The sequence below is a fragment of the Paraburkholderia sp. Tr-20389 genome (assembly GCF_017104565.1).
GTDB lineage: Bacteria > Pseudomonadota > Gammaproteobacteria > Burkholderiales > Burkholderiaceae > Paraburkholderia.
In genome coordinates this window covers 67316-86148 of sequence record NZ_JAAGPD010000016.1, presented here as the reverse complement: position 1 = coordinate 86148, position 18833 = coordinate 67316, and the positions used below count along the sequence as shown (strand labels likewise).

Below are 18833 nucleotides of genomic sequence, written 5' to 3'. Positions count from 1 at the left end.
TGCGTTTGTTGTTAAATAAACGCAATCGGCGCGAACCATCGTTCGAGCCTGACTTTTGGAAGGATGATCGTGGCTCAGACGAAGATTCAAGCCGTATACATGCGCGGCGGCACCAGCAAAGGCGTCTTTTTCCGCAGCGACTGGCTGCCCGGCGACAAGGCGGTTCGGGACCGCATCCTGATGCGCGTGATCGGCAGCCCTGATCCGTATGGCCAGCAAATCGACGGGATGGGCGGAGCGACGTCGAGCACCAGCAAGGTCGTGATCGTCGGCCCGTCGTCTCGAAGCGACTGCGATGTCGATTACCGCTTCGGCCAGGTTGCCATCGACAAGCCGGTCGTCGACTGGTCCGGCAACTGCGGCAATCTCACATCGGCGGTCGGTCCGTTCGCGATTACACAAGGCCTCGTAGATGCCCCGCGCGACGGTATCGCCGTCGTCCGGATCTGGCAGGCGAACATCAACGCGACGATCGTCGCGCACGTGCCCATGCGCGACGGTGCGGTCGTCGAAGAAGGCGACTTCGAACTCGACGGTGTGACGTTTCCTGCTGCCGAGATCAAGATTGAATTCCTCGATCCGAGCGGTGACGGCGACGACGAAGGCGGCAGCATGTTTCCGACGGGCAACGCATTCGACGTCCTTGAAGTGCCCGGCGTCGGCGCGGTCGAAATGACGATGATCAACGCCGGCAATCCGGCCATCTTCATCGATGCCGCGACACTGCGACTGCAAGGCAATGAATTGCAGCGCGACGTCAACGGCGACAGCGAGTTGCTTCAGAAGGCCGAGGCGATCCGCTCGCACGCAGCCGTCCGCATGGGGCTCGCGAAATCCGCAGAAGAAGCGACGCAACTGCGTCCACATACGCCGAAACTGGCCTTCGTCGCGAAGCCCTTGGGGTATGTGGCGTCGAGCGGAAAGGACATCGATCCGGCTACGCTCGACATCAACGCACGCATCTTTTCGATGGGCAAGCTGCACCATGCGATGACGGGTACGGGCGCGGTCGCCATATCCGTCGCTGCGGCCATTCCTGGCACGCTGGTTCATCGACTGGTGCCGCAGGCGCAAGGCACGGTTCGGTTCGGCCATCCTTCGGGAAGTCTGCAAGTCGGCGCCGAAGCGCAGCAGTCGAACGGCAACTGGACCGTGACGAAAGCGATCATGAGCCGAAGTGCCCGTCGGCTGATGGAAGGATTCGTTCTGGTTCCGTCTTGGGCGTTCGACCAATGACGGTAATCGACAGCGCCCTCCGGCAAGCCTTTGCGCCGTCAGGCGTACTGCGCGCCTCGATCAACTACGGCAACCCGGTGCTCGCGACGAGAAAAGCGAACGGCGAGCCGCAGGGCGTGTCGGTCGACCTCGCGACAGAACTGGCGCGGCAACTTGCCCTGCCCCTCGAACTGATCCCGTTCGATGCCGCCGGAAAGGCGGTTTCAGCCTTGTCAGCGGGACAAACGGACATCGGCTTCTTCGCGATCGATCCGGTCCGTGGCAAAGAGATCGCGTTCACCGAGCCGTATATCCTGATAGAGGGCTGCTACCTCGTTCGCGCGGACTCGCCGATCAAGGGGCGGGAAGACGTGGACAAAAGCGGCATCCGCGTGGCAGTGGGCACGGGCAGCGCATACGATCTCTTCCTCACACGCGAACTCAAACACGCGGAGATCGTTCGTGGCTCGACATCGCCCGAGGTCGTGAATACATTTTTGAGTGAAGGATTGGATGTAGCGGCTGGCGTCAGGCAACAACTGGAGGCTGATGCCAATCGACTGGACGGACTGAGGTTGCTTGACGGCAACTTCATGGTCATCAGACAGGCGATGGGCGTTGCAAAATCTCGGGGACCACGCACCGCCGCCTGGCTCGAAGAATTCATAGCCGGGATGAAACGCAATGGCTTCATTCGGGAAGCTATCAGGCGGCACGCTCTGGATGGTGTGTCTGCGGCGATTTGAATGTCGCGCACGCCATACGCGACGCGAGTACGAGCAAAGATCGAAGCATGCACGTTGGTAGTCGTCGGTTCGCCGCCGGACTGTGCTCCGCTTGAGATCTGGCTGTCTCAGAAGGCAGGGTGCCCGGACCGTCAGTCGAGAACCTTCTTGGCTTTGAAGCAGAGTCATGTTGACAGCGGCGTAGTCTGAAGAAAAAGACTGCTTCGCCTTGGCATGTCAACTCCTTGCAAACCCGCAGCTCCGTTGCACCCGCTGCCACGCGAAACTCACCCATGGACCGATTCAAGTCGATGTGATTTCGCTAACGGAGGAAAATCGCTTCGAGATCAACTTCCTCTTCGGTAGCTTGGAGTTTGAGCGAGCCTTCGATGTGATCCAAATGCTCCAGCATGATCTGTGCAGCGGCCTCCCCATCCCCATTGGCCAAGGCCGTCACAATTCTCTCGTGTTCATCGGCCCGGCAACTTGTCGCGATGGGCGCGTCATACACCAGGATGACAAGGCACGTCAGCGTTGACAGTTCCCTCAGGCTTCGGGTGAAAGAGGAATTCCCCGCAAGCGAGGCCGCCAGGTTGTGAAATTCGCCCGACAGCCGGATGACCGCGCGCTTGTCGCCCGCCTTGCGCGCCTCCATTTCCTGTTGGGTATGCGCGCGTAACGCCCGGAGCTTCTCCGGGTTCATTCCTTTTGCAAGACGTCGCATTACCGCCGGCTCAATAACCCTTCTCGCCTCGAAGACGTCACAAGCCTGATCTACAGATGGCTTGGCGATAAACCAGCCCTTCTTGGGAAACACCTCGACGATCTGCTCATATTCCAGACGGCTCAGCGCTTCGCGCACGCGTGCCCGGCTCGCATTGAAGATCGAGGCCAGCCTCTCTTCGGCCAGCTTGGTTCCCGGCATCAGACGATGTTCAAGCAACGCAAGATAGATGCGCTCGTAAATCTCGTCGCTTGAACTTTCCGTTGCTCCGGCTTTTTTAATCGGAGGCTGTGATGAGGTCTTCGGCATGTTGATCAGCAATTTCTCTCTGTAGCACTTTGTCCGTCGGCTACCTGTGATAACTCGCCGGTGAGTGCATAAGGGTGCTCCTTGATCCAGTGGTGCGCGATGTCAATTCGACGTGCAAACCACACGCCGTCATGGCTCATGACGTGATCAAGAAACCGTTCGAGTCCGGCTGCTCGCGCGGGATGGCCGATGAGCCGAAGATGAAGACCGACAGACATCATTTTTGGTGACGTCGCACCTTCCCTGTAAAGCATATCAAACGAATCCCGCATGAACTCAAACCACTGTTGCGACGTGCCGGTCGATGCGGCGTACTGTCCGTCATTGGTAGTCAGAGAGTAAGGGATCACCAGGTGTGGACGCCCTTCCGCTTGCGTCCAGAATGGCAGCTCATCTCCGTAGTAGTCGGAATCGTATAGAAAGCCACCGTGCTCGACAAGAAGGCGACGCGTGTTGACCGACGGCGAATACCGGCAGTACCAGCCTTGCGGGCTTTGGCCGACCGTCCGCCTCAACGACTCAACCGCCTTCCGGATGTGTTCCCTTTCGTCATTTTCGCTGAGACCGTAATGTTTGATCCAGCGCCAGCCGTGACTGCAGACATCGAATCCCGACTCGCGTATCGCCTCTGCGGCGTCAGGGTTGCGCTCGAGGGCAAGCGCACACCCGTATATCGTCGCAGGAAGCCCCCTTTCCTGAATGATGCGCATCAACCGCCAGAATCCGACCCGGCTGCCATATTCAAACAGCCCTTCCGCTGCCAAATCACGGCCGACGACGCCTGAGTTCAGGCCATGCGACTCAGTGAACCACGTTTCTGATTGATTTTCACCGTGTTCGATGGACGGCTCAGACCCCTCCTCGTAGTTCAGCACGAGATTAATCGCAATACGGGCGCCGTTTGGCCACCGCGGATCAGGAGGAGTTGCGCCGTAGCCGACATAGTCGCGTTGTGTAGTCATATCTCACATCCTCTCTTTCAGAGCATGACGTCGCCGCCATTGGGCGAGAGTGTCTGGCCGATGAAATAGGCGCCACCGGTCTCCGACGCCAACAGCAGCGCGGTCGGGGCAATTTCGTCGACTTGGCCGAAGCGCCCGGCAGGTAGCTGCGCGAACTTCATCGCGCGCCACTCATCTGTGAAACCAGCAAGCATTGCCGTCTCAACCGGGCCCGGCGCGATCGCGTTCACCGTTACGCCAAATGGCGCGCCCTCGTACGACAAGGCTCTGGTGAAACCGACAACGCCAGCCTTCGAAGCGCAGTAGTGCGCGGAGTCGACGGTACCCTTGTAGGCAAGCTGGGATGCAATATTGATGACGCGCCCGTATCGACGCTCTTTCATCCCCTCGAAAAATTGCCTTGTTACGAGAAAGGTACCCCGCAGATTCACCGCCATCATTCCGTCCCACTGATCCACGGACAACTTGCCGAACGGAACTTCGCCGCAGATCCCCGCGCCGTTGACCAGGATGTCGACGGCATCCAGATTTTCCTCGGTCCACTGGCCAAGCCGCTCGACTGACTTGTCATCGGTAACATCGCACTCCACGACCCTGACGGTCCCACCTCGATCGACGAGTTCTGCCGCGAGCGCTTCGGCGCCTGCGGCGTCGCCAAAGTGAGATACAACAACCGACGCTCCATGCGCGGCAAACAGCTTCACTATCGAGCGACCGATGCCGGTGCTTCCGCCCGTCACAACAGCGGTCCGGCCCTCAAGCGTGAATGATTCCATGTCTTATCCCTCCTTGCGCATTGTCTCTTCGAGCCAGCCAGCGTATTCGCGAATGCCATCCTCGAGCCGGTACCGCGGCACGAATTCCAGATCACGGGCCGCCGCGCGAATGTCGAAGGCCTCCTGAAACTCGTCGACGGGGTCCGGGCCTGGAGCAAGATCGATGTCCGCGGTTGGATAAATCTTCTTGACGATAGACGCCACCTCAAGCAGGGTCACTCGGCTTCCTCCCGTTATGTTGTATGTCGTACGCGGGAGGGTGTGAGCGTCGAGTGCCTTCAACACAGCATTGCTCGCGTCATGTACGAATATGAACTGACGATGAAAGTCCGCGCCGAAGCCGATGCGCGTGGGTCGACCCGCCATCGCGTCCGTCAGCATGGTGCGAATCACACAGTCTGTCGTCCGCCGTGGCCCATACACCCAGGAAAGTCTGAGGCTCAATCCATCGACCCCATATTGCCTGGCGTACGCGGAAACAATCTGTTCACTCGCTACCTTGCTCGCGCCATAAAGACTCTCCGGCCGCATCACGGTGTCTTCGGATACGGGACCGGAGGAGGCGGTATGGCCATATGCGCTCGTGGAGGAACAGAAGACCAGCCGTTGGGCCTTATAGATACGCGCCAGCTCCAGAACATTCGCTGTTCCGACAATGTTCACCTGCACCATTGCGTAGGGATTGTCCCGCGCAACCATCGGTCCCGAGAATGCGCCACAATGCACTACACCTGCCAATCCGGGTCCCACGACAGCATGAAGGTGATGGATATCGTTGAGATCACACTGCTGGATCAGGACATCGCCGATCTGGCCACCGACACGATCGATTGCAATGACCTCATTACCTCGCTCCTGCAGGCTACGCGCGACCGAACTGCCGATCAGGCCACCGGCTCCTGTGACAAGGATTTTTCCTGTCCTCATTGTTTGACCCCGACGACATCAAGATGATGATGAGCACGTGCCTCGCATTCGATGGGAAGCTCCGCACGCAGCAGCTTCCGGGTGTACTCCTGTACCGGACTAGCGAATATCGATTCAGTTTCGCCCGTCTCAACAATCTTCCCGTGTTGCATGACAGCCACGTAATGCGCAAGGGATCGGACGGAATTCAGGTCATGCGTGATGAACAGCGCGGAGAGACCCATTTCCGCCTGAAGGTTTCGAACCAGGTCGATGATCTGCGCCCGTACGCGAATGTCCAGCGCGGTCGTGCACTCGTCGAAAACCACGAAGTCTGGCTTCGCAGCCAACGCCCGCGCGATGCCGATCCGTTTCTGCTCCCCCGCTGTCAGTTCATGGGGATAGCACTCAATTCGGCGGGTCGAAACGCCGACCAGCTGCAGCAGCTCCTGAATGCGCTTTTGGCGATCTGCCCGTGTCATCCTCGGCAACAATCCAAAGGGCTCCGCTATGAGATCACACGTCTTCCATCGAGGGTTCAGCGAGACATACGGTTCCTGGAAAACCATCTGCATCTTTCGACGAACACCTCGGAACTCGCGGTCGCTCATCTCCCGGGTGCACTCCCCGTCGAATCTGATCGTGCCTGAGTCGGAATCAAGCAGGCGCAAGAGGCATTGCCCGGTTGTTGTCTTTCCCGATCCGCTTTCGCCTACCAGCGCCAACGTCTCTCCTTTCGCGATGGAGAACGACACATCGTCAATGGCTCTGACGACGCTATGCGTGCGATCCGACTTGAAGGTCTTTACGAGATTCTTCACTTCAAGCAGCGCGACCTTGTCCTCGCTGGTCCGTGTACCAGGCGCGGCGTCCAGGCGGATTATGGAGGGCCGGACTTTTGCTGCATCAAGCAACTCGCGGCTGTATTCGCGACCGGGCGCCTTGATGAATTCGTCAACCTGCGCGAGCTCGATGAGTTTGCCGCCCTTCATGATCGCTACCCGGTCGCAATAGTTCGCGACGATACCCAGGTCGTGGGTAATCAGGAGTACACCCAGCCCGAGGTCTTTGCCCTTCTGAACCATCAAGTCGAGGACCTGTAGCTGGATGGTGGCGTCCAGACCGAGCGTGGCATCGTCGGCGAGCAGGACCTTGGGCTGTGCGATCAGAGCCATCGCTATCACGACGCGCTGTGCCATGCCGCCCGACATTTCGTGCGGGTATGCATGGGCCCGTGCCTCGGGATTCACGATACCGACCTGGCGGAAGATTTCAATTGCCTCCTTCCACGCCTCCTTTTTGCTGATCCGCTTATGGTCCCGCAGTACGCGGACCACCTGCGCGCCAACTGTTTCAACGGGATCGAGCAGGAGCTTTGCATTGGTGCCAATCAGGGCCACGTCTCCGCCTCGATAACGGCGTCGGTCATGCTCGTTGAGCTTCAGAATGTCACGCCCCAGCATGCGGATCACACCACCCTCGACATGCCCGCCGTGCGGGAGCATGTCGATGATGGCGCGTGCCAGCACTGATTTTCCCGCTCCGGTTTCGCCGACGATACCGACAATCTCTCCTCTCCCAAGGGAGAAACTGACGTCGTCAAGAACCTTGGTCTCAGGAGTCTGCTCAAAGCTCACGGAGAGCTTCTCGACTTCCAGCAGCAACGAATCTGTCTGTGTGTTCAATTTCCGCTCCTTGACGCAGGCTCGGCAAGACGTTTCAACGCGTCACCCAGTATGGCGAAGGTCAATACAGAGACCACAATGGCGAGACCCGGGAAAAGTGCAGCCCACCACACCCCCAGAATCATCTGCTGCGCACCGTTCGCGACCATCAATCCCCACTCTGGGGTGGGCATACGCACGCCCGCACCGACAAACGACAAACCCGCTGTCAGCAAAATTGCCATGCCGATGCTGATGGATATCTGCACGATCGCGGGCGTGATGGCGTTTGGAAGGATATGCCGGAACATAATCGTGCCGTTCGTTGCGCCGCTGCACCGCGCCGCACTGATGAACGGCCTGTCGCGCAGCGATAGCACCTCGGCACGAATCAGACGCGCAAACATCGGCACAAACAGAACCGCGAGCACAATCGCGACGTTCCAGATTTCCTGCCCCATCACGGATACGAGCGCCATGCCGAGCACAAACACCGGAAACGACTGAATAAAGTCGAATACACGCATCACGAGGGTACTGACGGCGTTTTTGTAGAAGCCGATGAACAGACCAACGGGGACGCCGACCACGAAGGCGCCCGCGACGGCAGTAACGCTGATCAGTAGATTGATGCGAGTTGCGTAGATGATGCGCGACAGGATATCCATGCCGGAAACATCGGTACCGAACCAGTGGCTCCACGACGGCGCCTTGAGCACATTAAGCGGATCGGCATCGACCGGGGAGTACGGTGCCAGTAGCGGCGCGAACACGATCAGTACGATCTGCAAGGTAAGCAGGAAGCAACCGAACAGCAAAGCGATATTCGGCCTTCTTCCGCAGAGGAGGTTAATAGCTTTCATATCTCGATCCTCGGATCTGCCAGGCCATAGAACACGTCCACGGCGGTGTACACGAGCAAAATGAAGCCCGCCGCGACCAGCACGAACCCCTGCAGGGCCGGGTAGTCGCTGTTGACGACTGCTTGAACGGCGTACTGGCCGAGTCCACCCCACGCAAAAATCGTTTCAACGAGAACGGCGGCGCCGAGAAGAAAGCCGAACAGGAAGCCAATCATTGTGATGATCGGTGGAAGGCTGTTTCGGAGCGCGCTCAGGCCGATTTTCTTCTCCGACAGCCCGGATGCCCGCGCATGGCGAATGAATTCACTCTTGTAAATCTCTCCGAATACGGACTGGCTAAGCTTCATCAGACCACCGGCATTGACGATGCTCAAGGTCAGAACCGGAAGGAACAGATGCGATACCGAAGATCGGAAGGCCGACCAATCACCTGTCAAGACGCTGTCAATCGTGTAGAACCCAGTGATCATCGGCGGCGGATTGATGAACGAGTCGATCCGTCCGAACGGCGCGGGGGCAATACCCGCCAGATGGAACAGCGTGTAGATCAGCAAAAGGCCGACCCAGAAATCAGGGATCGCACCCGCCGCGAGCCCGTACATTCGTCCGATCCTGTCAATCGCCCCCCCTTTCTTCACGACAGAAATGACGGCGAGTCCGACGCCCATGAGAATCGTAAGCAGCATCGAGTACACGATCAGTTCGAGCGTGGCGGGTACGCGTTGAAGCAGATCAACCGTCACCGGGTTCGAAGTGAACATCGATGTGCCGAGATCACCTTGCACCAGTGCCTTGAGGTATGCGCCGAACTGCGACCAGATCGAACCATTCAGATTGAGCTTTTCCCGAAGTGCTGCTATCGCCTCAGGCGTGGCCATGTTGCCCAGCATCAGCAATGCGGGGTCGCCAGGAAGCATTCGCACCAGAAGAAACGTCGCGAACATGACACCGAACATCTGCGGCACGAGCATGCCGAGTCGCGCGAGTACGATACGGAACGATCGCGGAAACGATCGCCAGAAAGAAAGTAAAGCCATCATGACCTCACAAGCAGATCCAGGACCACAGGGTCGTCAGGGACGACCCCACCGTCAGTTTTTGGAGAAGTCGTACCAGGTGTTTCCGTTCGTTGTGTTCCAGCTATAGCCCTTGACGTTGGTTCGCGTCGCGAGCTGATACCCCGGGTTAATCAGGAAAATCCAGGGGGCCTGTTGCATCACGAGTTGCTGCACGCGCTCCATCTGCGTTTTGCGCTTGGATTCGTCGGTAGAAGAAAGACTGTCGTTGATCAGTCGATCGACTTCTTCGTTCTTATAGTGCGAATAGTTGATCAGGGAAGCGCTGTTGAGCCAGAGGTTAGCCACATAACCTGCGTCCGGGACGATGGCCATGTCCCGGAAGAAGTACATCGGCATCGTCCCCTTCGAATACCGCTCGACTAGCGTAGACGCCGGCAACTTCTGCAACTCAACGTCAACACCGATCTTTGAAAAAGCGGTCTTCAGGATGATTGCCAGTTCCTCCTCGGTCTGATCCCCTGTCGGGTATCCGAGCTGGGTCTTGAAGCCCTTTTCGAAACCTGCCTCCTTGAGGAGTGACTTGGCTTTCTCCAGGTTGTACGAGTAATCAAAATATTTGTCTGTGAAGGCAGGATAGATCTCGGAGATCGGGCTCTTGGTTGGCCGAGCGGTTCCGTAAAACACCGCTTTGAGAATGTCATCCCGCGGGACCGCGTAGTTCAGCGCCTGACGAACCTTCTCGTTGTTGAAAGGCGGCGTGTTGTTATTCATTTCGACACGCTGAACGTAGTTCCCGTAGACTTTCCACACCTTCACGGTCGGGATACTGGACAGTGTGTTCAGTTCGCGCGCAGGCAGCCATTCCGCGACGTCAACCGCTCCGGCCTGCAGCGCCGCCAGCCGGTTCGCGGAAGTTGGCATCTCTCGAAAAATAATGCGAGTGAGCTTCGGCACACCACGGTAGTAATTTTTGTTCGCTTCATAGACCACCTCCTGTCCCGGCGAATACTTGGTGACTTGGTATGGGGCATACGAAGCGGAGTGGTTCGACAGCCAACGGGCCGCCCATGGGTCCTCCGTTGTAGCGTGCTTCTTTGCTTCGACTGCGTCGATGATGCCCAAATCGTTGTTGACCCAGATCCTCTCGATCAGCGGAGACGGCTTCGGAAGTGTTACCTTCACCGTCTGGTCGTCGACCTTCGTGAACGCGGTCTTGAAGTCCTGGATTTTCAGAACCTGTGTCATGTACCAATGGAAGTTCGCCTTCATGTTCCAACCACGCTCGAACGTCCACATCAGATCATCTGCAGTCAGTGTGTCGCCGACATAGCTTTTCACGCCTTTGCGCAGATGAAATGTGATCGAGGTCTTGTCCGGCGACGTCTGCCACGACTCTGCCAAGGCGCCCTTGAGTTTGCTGAAATCTTCAACCATGACGCCGCCCTCGCCTGACTTCATTTCATAGGTCAGGAGGCGCTCGTAGATGTTCCTCCGAGCTTCGTGACTTGCCTCGGTGGGCGGATACTCCTGGTCCAGCGACTCTGGTGTACGGGGGCCCGCAACCAGCAACACCGAATTGTTGTTCTGTGCCATAGCCGGCACACTGCCGCCCATGAGGGAAAGTAGAACCGCCCCACACACGGCAGCGTCGGATATGCGCAGCCGCTTCACGGGAGCAGGCACAGCGTCGATTCTTGGCATGGTAACCTCGTTCATTGACTGGTTTTCTTTCACTATGATTACGTACTACTTATTGTTTGGATCAAAATCGCGGGCGGCTTGCCGCGTGATCGAAGGCAGTCCCCGTTTCAGAAACTGACCCGTTCCTGCGGTTCCTGTGAAGTGTTGACCGTCCCACACGACTTCGCCGCGCGAGATCGTGCAGCCAGGCCATGCGCCGAGCCTTCTCCCCTCATAAGGCGTGTAGTCCACCGCGTGATGAAGCATTCCGTTGGTCAGCGTCAGGTCACGACGATCCCAGATAACCAGATCAGCGTCGGCGCCAATCGCGATCGTTCCTTTTCGGGGATGTAAGCCGTACATCTTTGCCGGATTCGTCGATGTGAGTTCGACGAACCGGTTTAGCGAAATCCGCCCTTCGAGCACGCCCTCCGTATAGAGCAGCGGAAGCCTGGTCTCGAGGCCGGGGATGCCGTTCGGAATATAGGGAAACGCGACTTTCTCGCCGTTTGGATGCTTGCCTTGCTCGTCATCAAACGAAAATGGCGCATGGTCGGACGAAACGATCGTAAACGTCCCATCGACGAGGCCTCTCCAGATTGCCTTCTGGTTAGAGGCGTTCCGCGGTGGCGGACTGCAGACGCATTTGGCCCCTTCGTAGGTGTCGTCGATGCCCAGGTCTTCTGCTGTCAGGAAGAGATACTGCGGACAAGTCTCCGCGAGGATATTGATGCCCCGGTGTCGCGCCCATTGAATCTGCTCAACTGCCTCGCTGCCCGAAACGTGAACGATGAGCACTGGCACGTCAACGAGTTCCGCAAGACTGATGGCGCGATGGGTCGCTTCGCGTTCGACGAGCATGGGTCGCGAGGCACCATGGTAACGTGGTGCGACCAATCCCTCGTCGAGCAGGTTCTGGGTGAGCCAGCCGATACATTCCGAATTCTCGGCGTGAATCATCGTCATCGCGCCGTACTTCCGCGCAGCCGTCAACACTTCGAGGATCTGCCTGTCGTTGAGACGCAGGTCTTCGTATGTCATGTAGATCTTGAACGAGGTATAGCCCTCCGCGATCAACTGCGGCAGCTCTCTTTTGACGACATCAGGCGTTGGATCAGTAACGATCAGGTGAAAGCCGTAGTCGACGCTCGCCCGCCCGGAGGCTCGCCGGTGATACTCATCGACCGCTGACCGCAGCGACTCGCCCTTTTGCTGGGCGGCAAACGGGATCACCGTTGTGGTGCCGCCGCACGCGGCCGATCGCGTCCCCGAAAGGAAGTCGTCTGCCATCCTGGTGGGCGGAGGAATGACCTGGTCGAGATGGCAGTGCCCATCCACCCCGCCCGGCGTCACTGTTCGCCCCGCGGCGTCGATTTCTCTTTCACCGGCTGGCAGCGACAGCCCCAACTGAACGATCCGACCATCCTTGATGCCGACGTCGGAGGAAAAGGTGTCGCTCGCCGTTGCTACTTGTGCATCACGAACCACCAGATCGAATGCGGAAGTCATGCGAATCCTCGAAGGGTACCGGTACGTCTTGTTGACAACACGGAGGCAATTTAACGCGTCAAAAAAGCCTGAACAAGTTTGTTCATGACGTTAATATTCGTTTCTAGTCGACATGCTTGTCAACATCGTTAACCCCAACAAATCAATGTTTTGCATCGCATCATTGAGGTGCATACCGTGCACGTTTTCGGATACTTGTTGATCACGTAAGCGCACGGCGCGCGAAAAGATCGCCCCAGTCGGGGAGGCGTAGGGTGAGAATTGTCTGGAAAAATGCGCAAGTGCCGGGCAAGAGGTGCCAACGGAATCCGTAGTGCGCGTGCTGCACACTAGACGTGCCAGGTCAGGCCGGAGCGCGGCTTCACTACTGAAGCATCACGACCGTCGACGTTTCGTGGCCCGTTCGCGCGATCAGTGATCGACGGAGATACTTCTTCGGGTGACGACCGATGTGAGCGATGCCTTAAACACCTCGTAAGGCGAATCCCCCCACGCGGCGGCCGCCACATTAGCTGGCAGGAACCGCACAGTGCATGTGCTCAACAAACGCCGAGATCAGACTCGATTTATGAGCACGGGGATTCCAGACGACGGAGATTGGCTGCTCCAGCGACCTGTTCCGGTCCACGACCGGGACGCTTACACAGCCGCGAGGAGCCGACTCGTACGCAGAGGACACGATCGCTACTCCGTGACCTGCCGCAGCCAATGCACAGAGCGTATGCGTGCTAGTGCTCTCAAACACAATGTTTGCCCTTACCTGTGCTCTCGCGCACGCGCCGTCAAACAGTGCCCGGGTGGTAAAGCCTTCTCTGAGGGCGAGCACCGGAGTTTGCCTCAAATCCTTCACATCGAGCCTGTTCTTGCCTGATAACGCATGCTCCTTGCGAAAAACGGCACAGACAGCGGATTTGAAGAGTTCCTCACCCTCGAGGTTGCAGTGTTGCGGCAGGTTCGCGACGGCCACGTGGAGCTTTCCATGTTCTACTGCCTCAAGAAGCTCCGCATTTGAACCTTCCTGGAGATGCACGTCAATCGAGGGTCGCGTGGTTCGGAACGATACCAACGCCCGTGAAAGCAACGACTCGATTGTCTGCGGTGTCGCGCCTATTCGTAAAAGGCCCACCTCCCCTTTCGCACTCATGCCGATGTGCTCGGAAAGCTCCGAAGCGTGCGCCAGCAACGCCTGGACTTTCGGCAGCAGACTCTCGCCTTCGGCAGTGAGATGCAAACGCTTTCCGGACCTGTCAAATAACTGGAACGACAACGTCTCCTCCAGCGCTTGAATCTGTCGGGAAAGGGCCGACTGACTGAGATGATTTAGTTCAGCAGCACGAGACATGTTCCTCGTTTCGGCCACCGAGGCGAAAAGACCAAGCGCGCGTAGATCGAGCATAACTATGTTCTCTTTGCATGAATTCGTTTGCAGATTTTGCATTGGACACATAGATGGATCAACGATAAATTTCGCTCCGACTGAGGGTCCGCTTCCGATGGCGTTGTCGCCCATCGACTCTTCTCATCTACCGTCTGAATGACCGTCAATGGAAAATACGATTCGAATTTTCTCAAACAGCCTGAAGCACAGAACAGTAACGTCCGTTGTGGTTTGGTCTCTGTGCTTCGGATGTCTTGCTATATTGATCGCGCTCGCCAGGAACAGCACCTCAACGAACCTTCAGGCATGTATCGGCGATCATGCCCAAGCGCAGGGAATTCCACTCAGTTCGTTGATGACCGATCCGGCTGCGTATGCAGACCTGGTACAGATAATCTCCGAATGCAACCAGTAGGCGACACTTCGCGCACCGTTCGAACGATTTGAATCCCTACATTCGCGGCTCAGTGTGAGGATGAGAACGCGAGTTTCGCACCGAAGGCAACAAAAATCCCACCGGTCAGGCGATCCAGACTCCTGACGACTGAAGGCATACGGAGGAATTTGCTGAGCGGGCCTGTAGCGGCTATTACTGCGCTGAACCACAAGAGCGTCAGAGCGACATGCACGCAGGCAAGAAGAAAGCCGTAGGCGGCCGCGTTGCTGCCCACTGGTATGAACTGCGGCAGGAAAGTGACGTAGAACACGCCCACCTTCGGGTTAAGCATATTAGTCAGAAAGCCGCGCCAGAACGCATCATCGCCGTTCCGCGACGACTTCAGGGCTATGTCTGAATTGAGTGCGGCACGCGGCCTTAGCAACAGCTTGGCACCCAACCAGAGCAGGTACGCTGCACCTGCGAACTTGACGACCGTGTAGGCCATCTCGGAGGCGCGCAGCAGAGTTCCAAGCCCAAGCGATACCCCTGCCCCCCATATCAGACAGCCAAGCGCTATGCCGATAGCCGCCATGCTCGCGGAACGGCGTCCATCTGCTGCCGCAGCCCGCAAGACCATAGCCGTATCTACGCCAGGTGTGACGGTCAGGACAGAGGCAGCGCCGATAAAGGCGAGGAGCAACGGAAGATTGATCATATCGGAAGGATTCAGGAAAGACGTATGCATGAAGGCGTGCATTCGGCTGGATCGCTGGCCCCTGTCACGCCCTCTCCGATGAAGCGCAACGAACCATGCCGACGCAGTCTCGTGCTGATTGGCAAGTCAATGTATACGCTTCATTGATGCACATCCGCGCTTATGCACGCAAAAGGCCATGGCGGCAAAAATGGCGCCGAGCGCACAGACGGCTGTCCAGCCAGCCTGGTTCCATGCAAAGCTCGCAGCAGCGGAGCCGGCGGCACCACCCAGAAACATGCCGCCCATCAGTATGGCATTCAGCCGGTTGCGAGCCTCGGGGCGAAGCGCCTGGATGACGTGCTGATTCGAAACCTGCGAACCCTGTGCGCCAAAATCCAGAAGGACTACGCCTGCAACCAGCCCAGCGACCATGCCCCATACACAAAAGACCGCCCATGACGCGATCATGGTGACGCTTGCGAGGCCGATAACAAAGTGAGGGCCTCTTCGGTCGGCAATTCGTCCTGCAATGGGGGCGAAAAGCACGCCCACCGCGCCAATGATGCCGAAGAGTCCCGCAACGTCCGCACCGAGATGATATTGGCTATCAAGTTGCAAGGCGAGCGTGGTCCATAGTGCGCTGAACGAGCCGAACACGCACGCCTGGATCATGGTTGCGTTTCTTAATTGCGGCTCTTCACGCCATAACGCGGCCAGCGACCGGAGCAGTTCACCATATGTCGCTTGGGTTTTCGGTGGGCTCTTGGGAAGGGATACAGCGAGCACCAGGCCCGCGAGAATAGCCAACAACATCCCCAGCCAGAACATCGCTCGCCAGCCGAAATGAACGGCTACTGCTCCGGCAAGAGCCCGACCAAACAGGATGCCGCATAAAAGCCCGCTCATCACAATTCCAATCGTGGCTCCGCGACGCGCAGGCGACGCCAGCGCCGCCGCAAACGGCAGAATCTGCTGCGCAACACTCGATGACACTCCGACAAGTGCGGATGCAAAGACGAGTGACCATGCGTCAGGCGAGAGCGCAACCGCAGCCAGTGACAACGCAAGCGCCACAAACTGGATCACGATGAGACGTCGCCGTTCAATACGGTCGCCCAGCGGAACAAGAAGCAGCAGGCCCAGCGCGTAGCCAAGTTGCGTCATTGTCGGTACAAATCCCGTCAGCGACCGCTGCAGGGGAAAAGTGCTTTCGATGATGCCCAGCATCGGCTGGTTGTAGTAGATGTTGGCGACTGCCATTCCGCATGTAACCGCCATGATCAACGTTAATCCCAGGCTGATAGACGAGACCTGTGAATCACTCGCCATAGGCTCAGGACGGTCGCACGAAGTAGTGTCCACGATAGAAACCTTGTCCAATATTTAATCCATCTCTTCTCAAACTACAAACCAATGACCGTTACCGAAGCTCACCGACAACACCCGGCACTTCGAACAGATTTGCCGTATCGCCCGTATGCAGAAAGGCAACGTTACTGCCTGGCGCGATCCGTCCCGTGCGGATGTGGTCCAGCAGACCGGCAAAGCCCTTTCCGGTGTACACCGGTCCAAGGAATATGCCCTCTGCCCTTGCGAGCTCCTTGATCGCAGCGGTACTCTCCGACGAAGGAAACGCATAGTTTTCACCGATGAACCGGTTGTCGACTTCGATTTCACTGAGAATGGCCTGATCGGAAGGCGGCTCGATCGAGAACGTGCGGAAGATGTGTTTCACTCGCTCCGTGATGATCGCTTCGTTAATCCAGAAGTCGGGCTGGTAGTGCGAGATAGATATCGAGCGGAACTTGACCGGGTGCCCTGTCAACAGCTTGGCTGCGAGCATGCCGGGCAAGGCGGTTCCTGTCCCCGTCGTGTGATAGATGTAGTCGAGTTCGACACCTGCGTCGCGAGCCTGTTCGATCATTTCCTTGAATGTACGGACGTGTGCGGCAAATCCCGTGGGATAGGCTCCGCCAGTCGGAACAATCAATACGTTGCGGCCTTGCGCTTCCAGTTCGTCCTTTCGGGCGTTCATTGCGTCCAGCACACGCTGCTTGTCGTCCGGACGATTCACGTAGGCACTACCAGGCGCCACCAGATAATGCGTTTCCACGTCCATCAGCTTGTCGAGCAACAGGTTGCCCCGGTAATCGGCCAACTTGCCGTGTTGCTCTTCGTCACGTGTAAGGAACAAGATGGGCGTGAGGCCGGCGACGCGCGCAGCCGTCGCAAACTGCATCCCTGAATTCGTGAGATACGCGCCTTGCGTAATGATGGTGTCGACACCATCCTTGAGTGCTTGTCCAATGATGAGTTCAGCCACCCGCATCTTGCTGCCACTCAGAGATCCGGGACCAGCCATATCTTCACGCTTCATGAAGAGGTTGATTCCGTGAATACGGGACATGTTTTCCAGCTTGTGGAATGGAGTCGGATAGAACCCAATTCTTTTTCTCGGCAGCTTGCCGAGTAGGTCATCCAGTTCAAAGAGTTGCATAGGGCACTCCCGTTAGTCTGCTTGATGATGCATTTCTCAAAAACCGACTGCCCCTTTGGGCGCCGGAGTGACATCCTGACAATTCAGGAAACCTGCTCAACATCCTTTATCTGTCTCAGGTAGGCTTGCCCCTTCTCGTGGTCATATTGCCCTTCCCATTTGGCGATGACCAGGGTTGCCAACGCGTTGCCGACCACGTTCAAGGCCGTGCGGCCCATGTCCATAAAGCGGTCGATTCCCGCGATCAGCGCCAGCCCTTCGAGAGGCAGTCCTGCACTCGACAGGGTCGCGAGGAGAATGACAAACATGAATCCAGGCACCCCTGCCGCCCCTTTGGAGGTCACGACCATCGTCAGGACAAGGACGATTTGCTCTTGCAGCCCGAGATGGACGCCGTAAATCTGTGCGACAAAAAGCGTACCAATTCCCAGATAGACCGAGGCACCGTCGAGGTTGAACACGTAACCCGTCGGAATGACGAACGTCGTGATGGCCTTCGGAGAGCCGAAGTCCTCCATCTTTTGCATCAGTTGGGGAAGAACGGTCGCCGAGCTGCAGGTCGTGAAGGCAATAAGAAGTTCGCTCTTGATGATGCGCAGGAGCGTAAAGATATTGAAGCCAAAGGCGCGAGCAGTAACGCCGAGGACGACAACCGTGAAGACGATGATGGCTGCGTAGGTAACACCCAACAGTTTCAACAATGGCAGCAACGAAGCGAAACCGAAGTTTGCGACAGTGACGGCAATGAGTGCGGCCACTCCAACAGGTGCATATCGCATTACCATGCCCGTGACTTTGAACATGGCGTCGGAGATCCCGCGCAGCGTATCGATTACCGGTTGCCGGAAATCTCTCGGCACGCTTTGAAGTGCCAGCCCAAAGACCACGGAAAAGAACAGGACTGGAAGCAGGTCTCCGCGCGACATGGACGCGAGGATATTGTCTGGAACAATCCCAAGAATCAGATGCATGAAGCCATGATGTTGTCCGGCTTGCGCAGCTGACCGCTGGATGTTCGAAATATCGGCATGACCAAGTTGCGACATGTCAGTGCCTACGCCCGGCTGCAGTATGTTGCCGAACCCTAGTCCAATAACAATTGCGATTGTCGTGACAATCTCGAAGTAGACGATCGTTTTGAACCCGATGCGCCCCAGGGACTTCCCGTCGCCTACGCCTGCGATTCCTACCACCATGCTCGTGAAAACGATCGGCACGACCACCATCTTGATAAGCCTGATGAAGAGATCGCCTGCCGGCTGGATGTAATTGGCGATAGCCGTGCTTCGAACGTCCGGATACTTGCTTAGAGCGAAGCCGACCAAGATTCCGACGAACATTCCTATTACGATTTGCCAGGCAAGGCCGACGCGCAATGAGCTTCGCGTCGAGGGAGCGACCACTTTCTTTGCTGAAATGTCCATACGTCTCCTATCTGCTTTATTTGCGGCCGTAGCGAGGTTGTTCGATAACCGAACTGCCGATGCCGGGGTGCTGAATTGATTCGCAGCTTTAGCGGAATATAGGAGT

Annotated in this window: 16 protein-coding genes; 2 read left to right on the top strand and 14 right to left on the bottom strand. The window is 57.4% G+C overall.

Going from position 1 to position 18833, the window contains the following annotated elements; genetic code table 11:
• Positions 1-63: 63 nt before the first annotated feature.
• Positions 64-1236, top strand: a complete 1173-nt coding sequence (gene prpF / locus G3N95_RS17775; RefSeq protein ID WP_205971397.1) for a 2-methylaconitate cis-trans isomerase PrpF — start codon at positions 64-66, stop codon at positions 1234-1236.
• Complete coding sequence (locus G3N95_RS17770) at positions 1233-1961, top strand: ABC transporter substrate-binding protein (protein WP_205971396.1); 729 nt, start codon at positions 1233-1235, stop codon at positions 1959-1961. The genes prpF and G3N95_RS17770 overlap by 4 nt, the downstream gene beginning before the upstream one ends.
• Positions 1962-2262: 301 nt before the next feature.
• Here G3N95_RS17770 and G3N95_RS17765 read toward each other — a convergent pair whose 3' ends face one another.
• The 14 genes from G3N95_RS17765 to G3N95_RS17700 all read right to left on the bottom strand — a co-directional run bounded on the left by G3N95_RS17765 (position 2263) and on the right by G3N95_RS17700 (position 18727).
• On the bottom strand, positions 2263-2985 hold the full coding sequence (locus tag G3N95_RS17765) for a GntR family transcriptional regulator (RefSeq protein ID WP_346778382.1): 723 nt from the start codon (positions 2983-2985) through the stop codon (positions 2263-2265).
• Positions 2979-3935 (bottom strand): allantoinase PuuE, encoded by a 957-nt coding sequence (locus G3N95_RS17760; RefSeq protein WP_205971395.1) that lies wholly within the window; start codon positions 3933-3935, stop codon positions 2979-2981. Before G3N95_RS17760 ends, G3N95_RS17765 begins: the two co-directional genes overlap by 7 nt.
• A 17-nt stretch (positions 3936-3952) precedes the next feature.
• Entirely contained in the window at positions 3953-4711 is a 759-nt protein-coding gene (locus tag G3N95_RS17755) for an SDR family NAD(P)-dependent oxidoreductase (protein ID WP_205971394.1), read from the bottom strand.
• 3 nt (positions 4712-4714) lie between these two features.
• Entirely contained in the window at positions 4715-5638 is a 924-nt protein-coding gene (locus G3N95_RS17750) for an NAD(P)-dependent oxidoreductase (protein WP_205971393.1), read from the bottom strand.
• Positions 5635-7302: an ABC transporter ATP-binding protein gene (locus G3N95_RS17745; protein ID WP_205971392.1), complete on the bottom strand. Its 1668-nt coding sequence runs from the start codon at positions 7300-7302 to the stop codon at positions 5635-5637. The genes G3N95_RS17750 and G3N95_RS17745 overlap by 4 nt, the downstream gene beginning before the upstream one ends.
• Positions 7299-8144 (bottom strand): ABC transporter permease, encoded by an 846-nt coding sequence (locus tag G3N95_RS17740; RefSeq protein WP_205971391.1) that lies wholly within the window; start codon positions 8142-8144, stop codon positions 7299-7301. Before G3N95_RS17740 ends, G3N95_RS17745 begins: the two co-directional genes overlap by 4 nt.
• Positions 8141-9184: an ABC transporter permease gene (locus tag G3N95_RS17735; RefSeq protein ID WP_205971390.1), complete on the bottom strand. Its 1044-nt coding sequence runs from the start codon at positions 9182-9184 to the stop codon at positions 8141-8143. Before G3N95_RS17735 ends, G3N95_RS17740 begins: the two co-directional genes overlap by 4 nt.
• Before the next feature lie 51 nt (positions 9185-9235).
• Entirely contained in the window at positions 9236-10864 is a 1629-nt protein-coding gene (locus G3N95_RS17730; RefSeq protein WP_205971389.1) for an ABC transporter substrate-binding protein, read from the bottom strand.
• 45 nt (positions 10865-10909) lie between these two features.
• Positions 10910-12352: a dihydropyrimidinase gene (gene hydA, locus G3N95_RS17725; RefSeq protein ID WP_205971388.1), complete on the bottom strand. Its 1443-nt coding sequence runs from the start codon at positions 12350-12352 to the stop codon at positions 10910-10912.
• Positions 12353-12860: 508 nt separating this feature from the next.
• On the bottom strand, positions 12861-13862 hold the full coding sequence (locus tag G3N95_RS17720; RefSeq protein ID WP_205971387.1) for a LysR family transcriptional regulator: 1002 nt from the start codon (positions 13860-13862) through the stop codon (positions 12861-12863).
• 332 nt (positions 13863-14194) lie between these two features.
• Positions 14195-14854 carry a LysE family translocator gene (locus G3N95_RS17715; RefSeq protein ID WP_241018650.1) on the bottom strand — a complete coding sequence of 220 codons (660 nt, stop codon included), beginning with the start codon at positions 14852-14854 and terminating at the stop codon, positions 14195-14197.
• 96 nt (positions 14855-14950) lie between these two features.
• Positions 14951-16066 (bottom strand): MFS transporter, encoded by a 1116-nt coding sequence (locus G3N95_RS17710; protein WP_241018649.1) that lies wholly within the window; start codon positions 16064-16066, stop codon positions 14951-14953.
• A 160-nt stretch (positions 16067-16226) separates the two neighbouring features.
• Positions 16227-17303 (bottom strand): pyridoxal-phosphate dependent enzyme, encoded by a 1077-nt coding sequence (locus tag G3N95_RS17705; RefSeq protein ID WP_205971386.1) that lies wholly within the window; start codon positions 17301-17303, stop codon positions 16227-16229.
• Between the two features lie 83 nt (positions 17304-17386).
• Positions 17387-18727, bottom strand: coding sequence for a cation:dicarboxylase symporter family transporter (locus tag G3N95_RS17700; protein ID WP_205971385.1), 1341 nt, complete (start codon positions 18725-18727; stop codon positions 17387-17389).
• Positions 18728-18833: the final 106 nt, after the last annotated feature.

Coding starts and splice junctions, on each gene's coding strand:
- G3N95_RS17700 (WP_205971385.1), bottom strand. CDS start 18,727: ATGGACATTTCAGCAAAGAAAGTGGTCGCTCCCTCGACGCGAAGCTCA.
- G3N95_RS17755 (WP_205971394.1), bottom strand. CDS start 4,711: ATGGAATCATTCACGCTTGAGGGCCGGACCGCTGTTGTGACGGGCGGA.
- G3N95_RS17735 (WP_205971390.1), bottom strand. CDS start 9,184: ATGATGGCTTTACTTTCTTTCTGGCGATCGTTTCCGCGATCGTTCCGT.
- G3N95_RS17770 (WP_205971396.1), top strand. CDS start 1,233: ATGACGGTAATCGACAGCGCCCTCCGGCAAGCCTTTGCGCCGTCAGGC.
- G3N95_RS17705 (WP_205971386.1), bottom strand. CDS start 17,303: ATGCAACTCTTTGAACTGGATGACCTACTCGGCAAGCTGCCGAGAAAA.
- G3N95_RS17740 (WP_205971391.1), bottom strand. CDS start 8,144: ATGAAAGCTATTAACCTCCTCTGCGGAAGAAGGCCGAATATCGCTTTG.
- prpF (WP_205971397.1), top strand. CDS start 64: ATGATCGTGGCTCAGACGAAGATTCAAGCCGTATACATGCGCGGCGGC.
- G3N95_RS17760 (WP_205971395.1), bottom strand. CDS start 3,935: ATGACTACACAACGCGACTATGTCGGCTACGGCGCAACTCCTCCTGAT.
- G3N95_RS17720 (WP_205971387.1), bottom strand. CDS start 13,862: ATGGGCGACAACGCCATCGGAAGCGGACCCTCAGTCGGAGCGAAATTT.
- G3N95_RS17710 (WP_241018649.1), bottom strand. CDS start 16,066: ATGGCAGTCGCCAACATCTACTACAACCAGCCGATGCTGGGCATCATC.
- hydA (WP_205971388.1), bottom strand. CDS start 12,352: ATGACTTCCGCATTCGATCTGGTGGTTCGTGATGCACAAGTAGCAACG.
- G3N95_RS17750 (WP_205971393.1), bottom strand. CDS start 5,638: ATGAGGACAGGAAAAATCCTTGTCACAGGAGCCGGTGGCCTGATCGGC.
- G3N95_RS17730 (WP_205971389.1), bottom strand. CDS start 10,864: ATGCCAAGAATCGACGCTGTGCCTGCTCCCGTGAAGCGGCTGCGCATA.
- G3N95_RS17715 (WP_241018650.1), bottom strand. CDS start 14,854: ATGCATACGTCTTTCCTGAATCCTTCCGATATGATCAATCTTCCGTTG.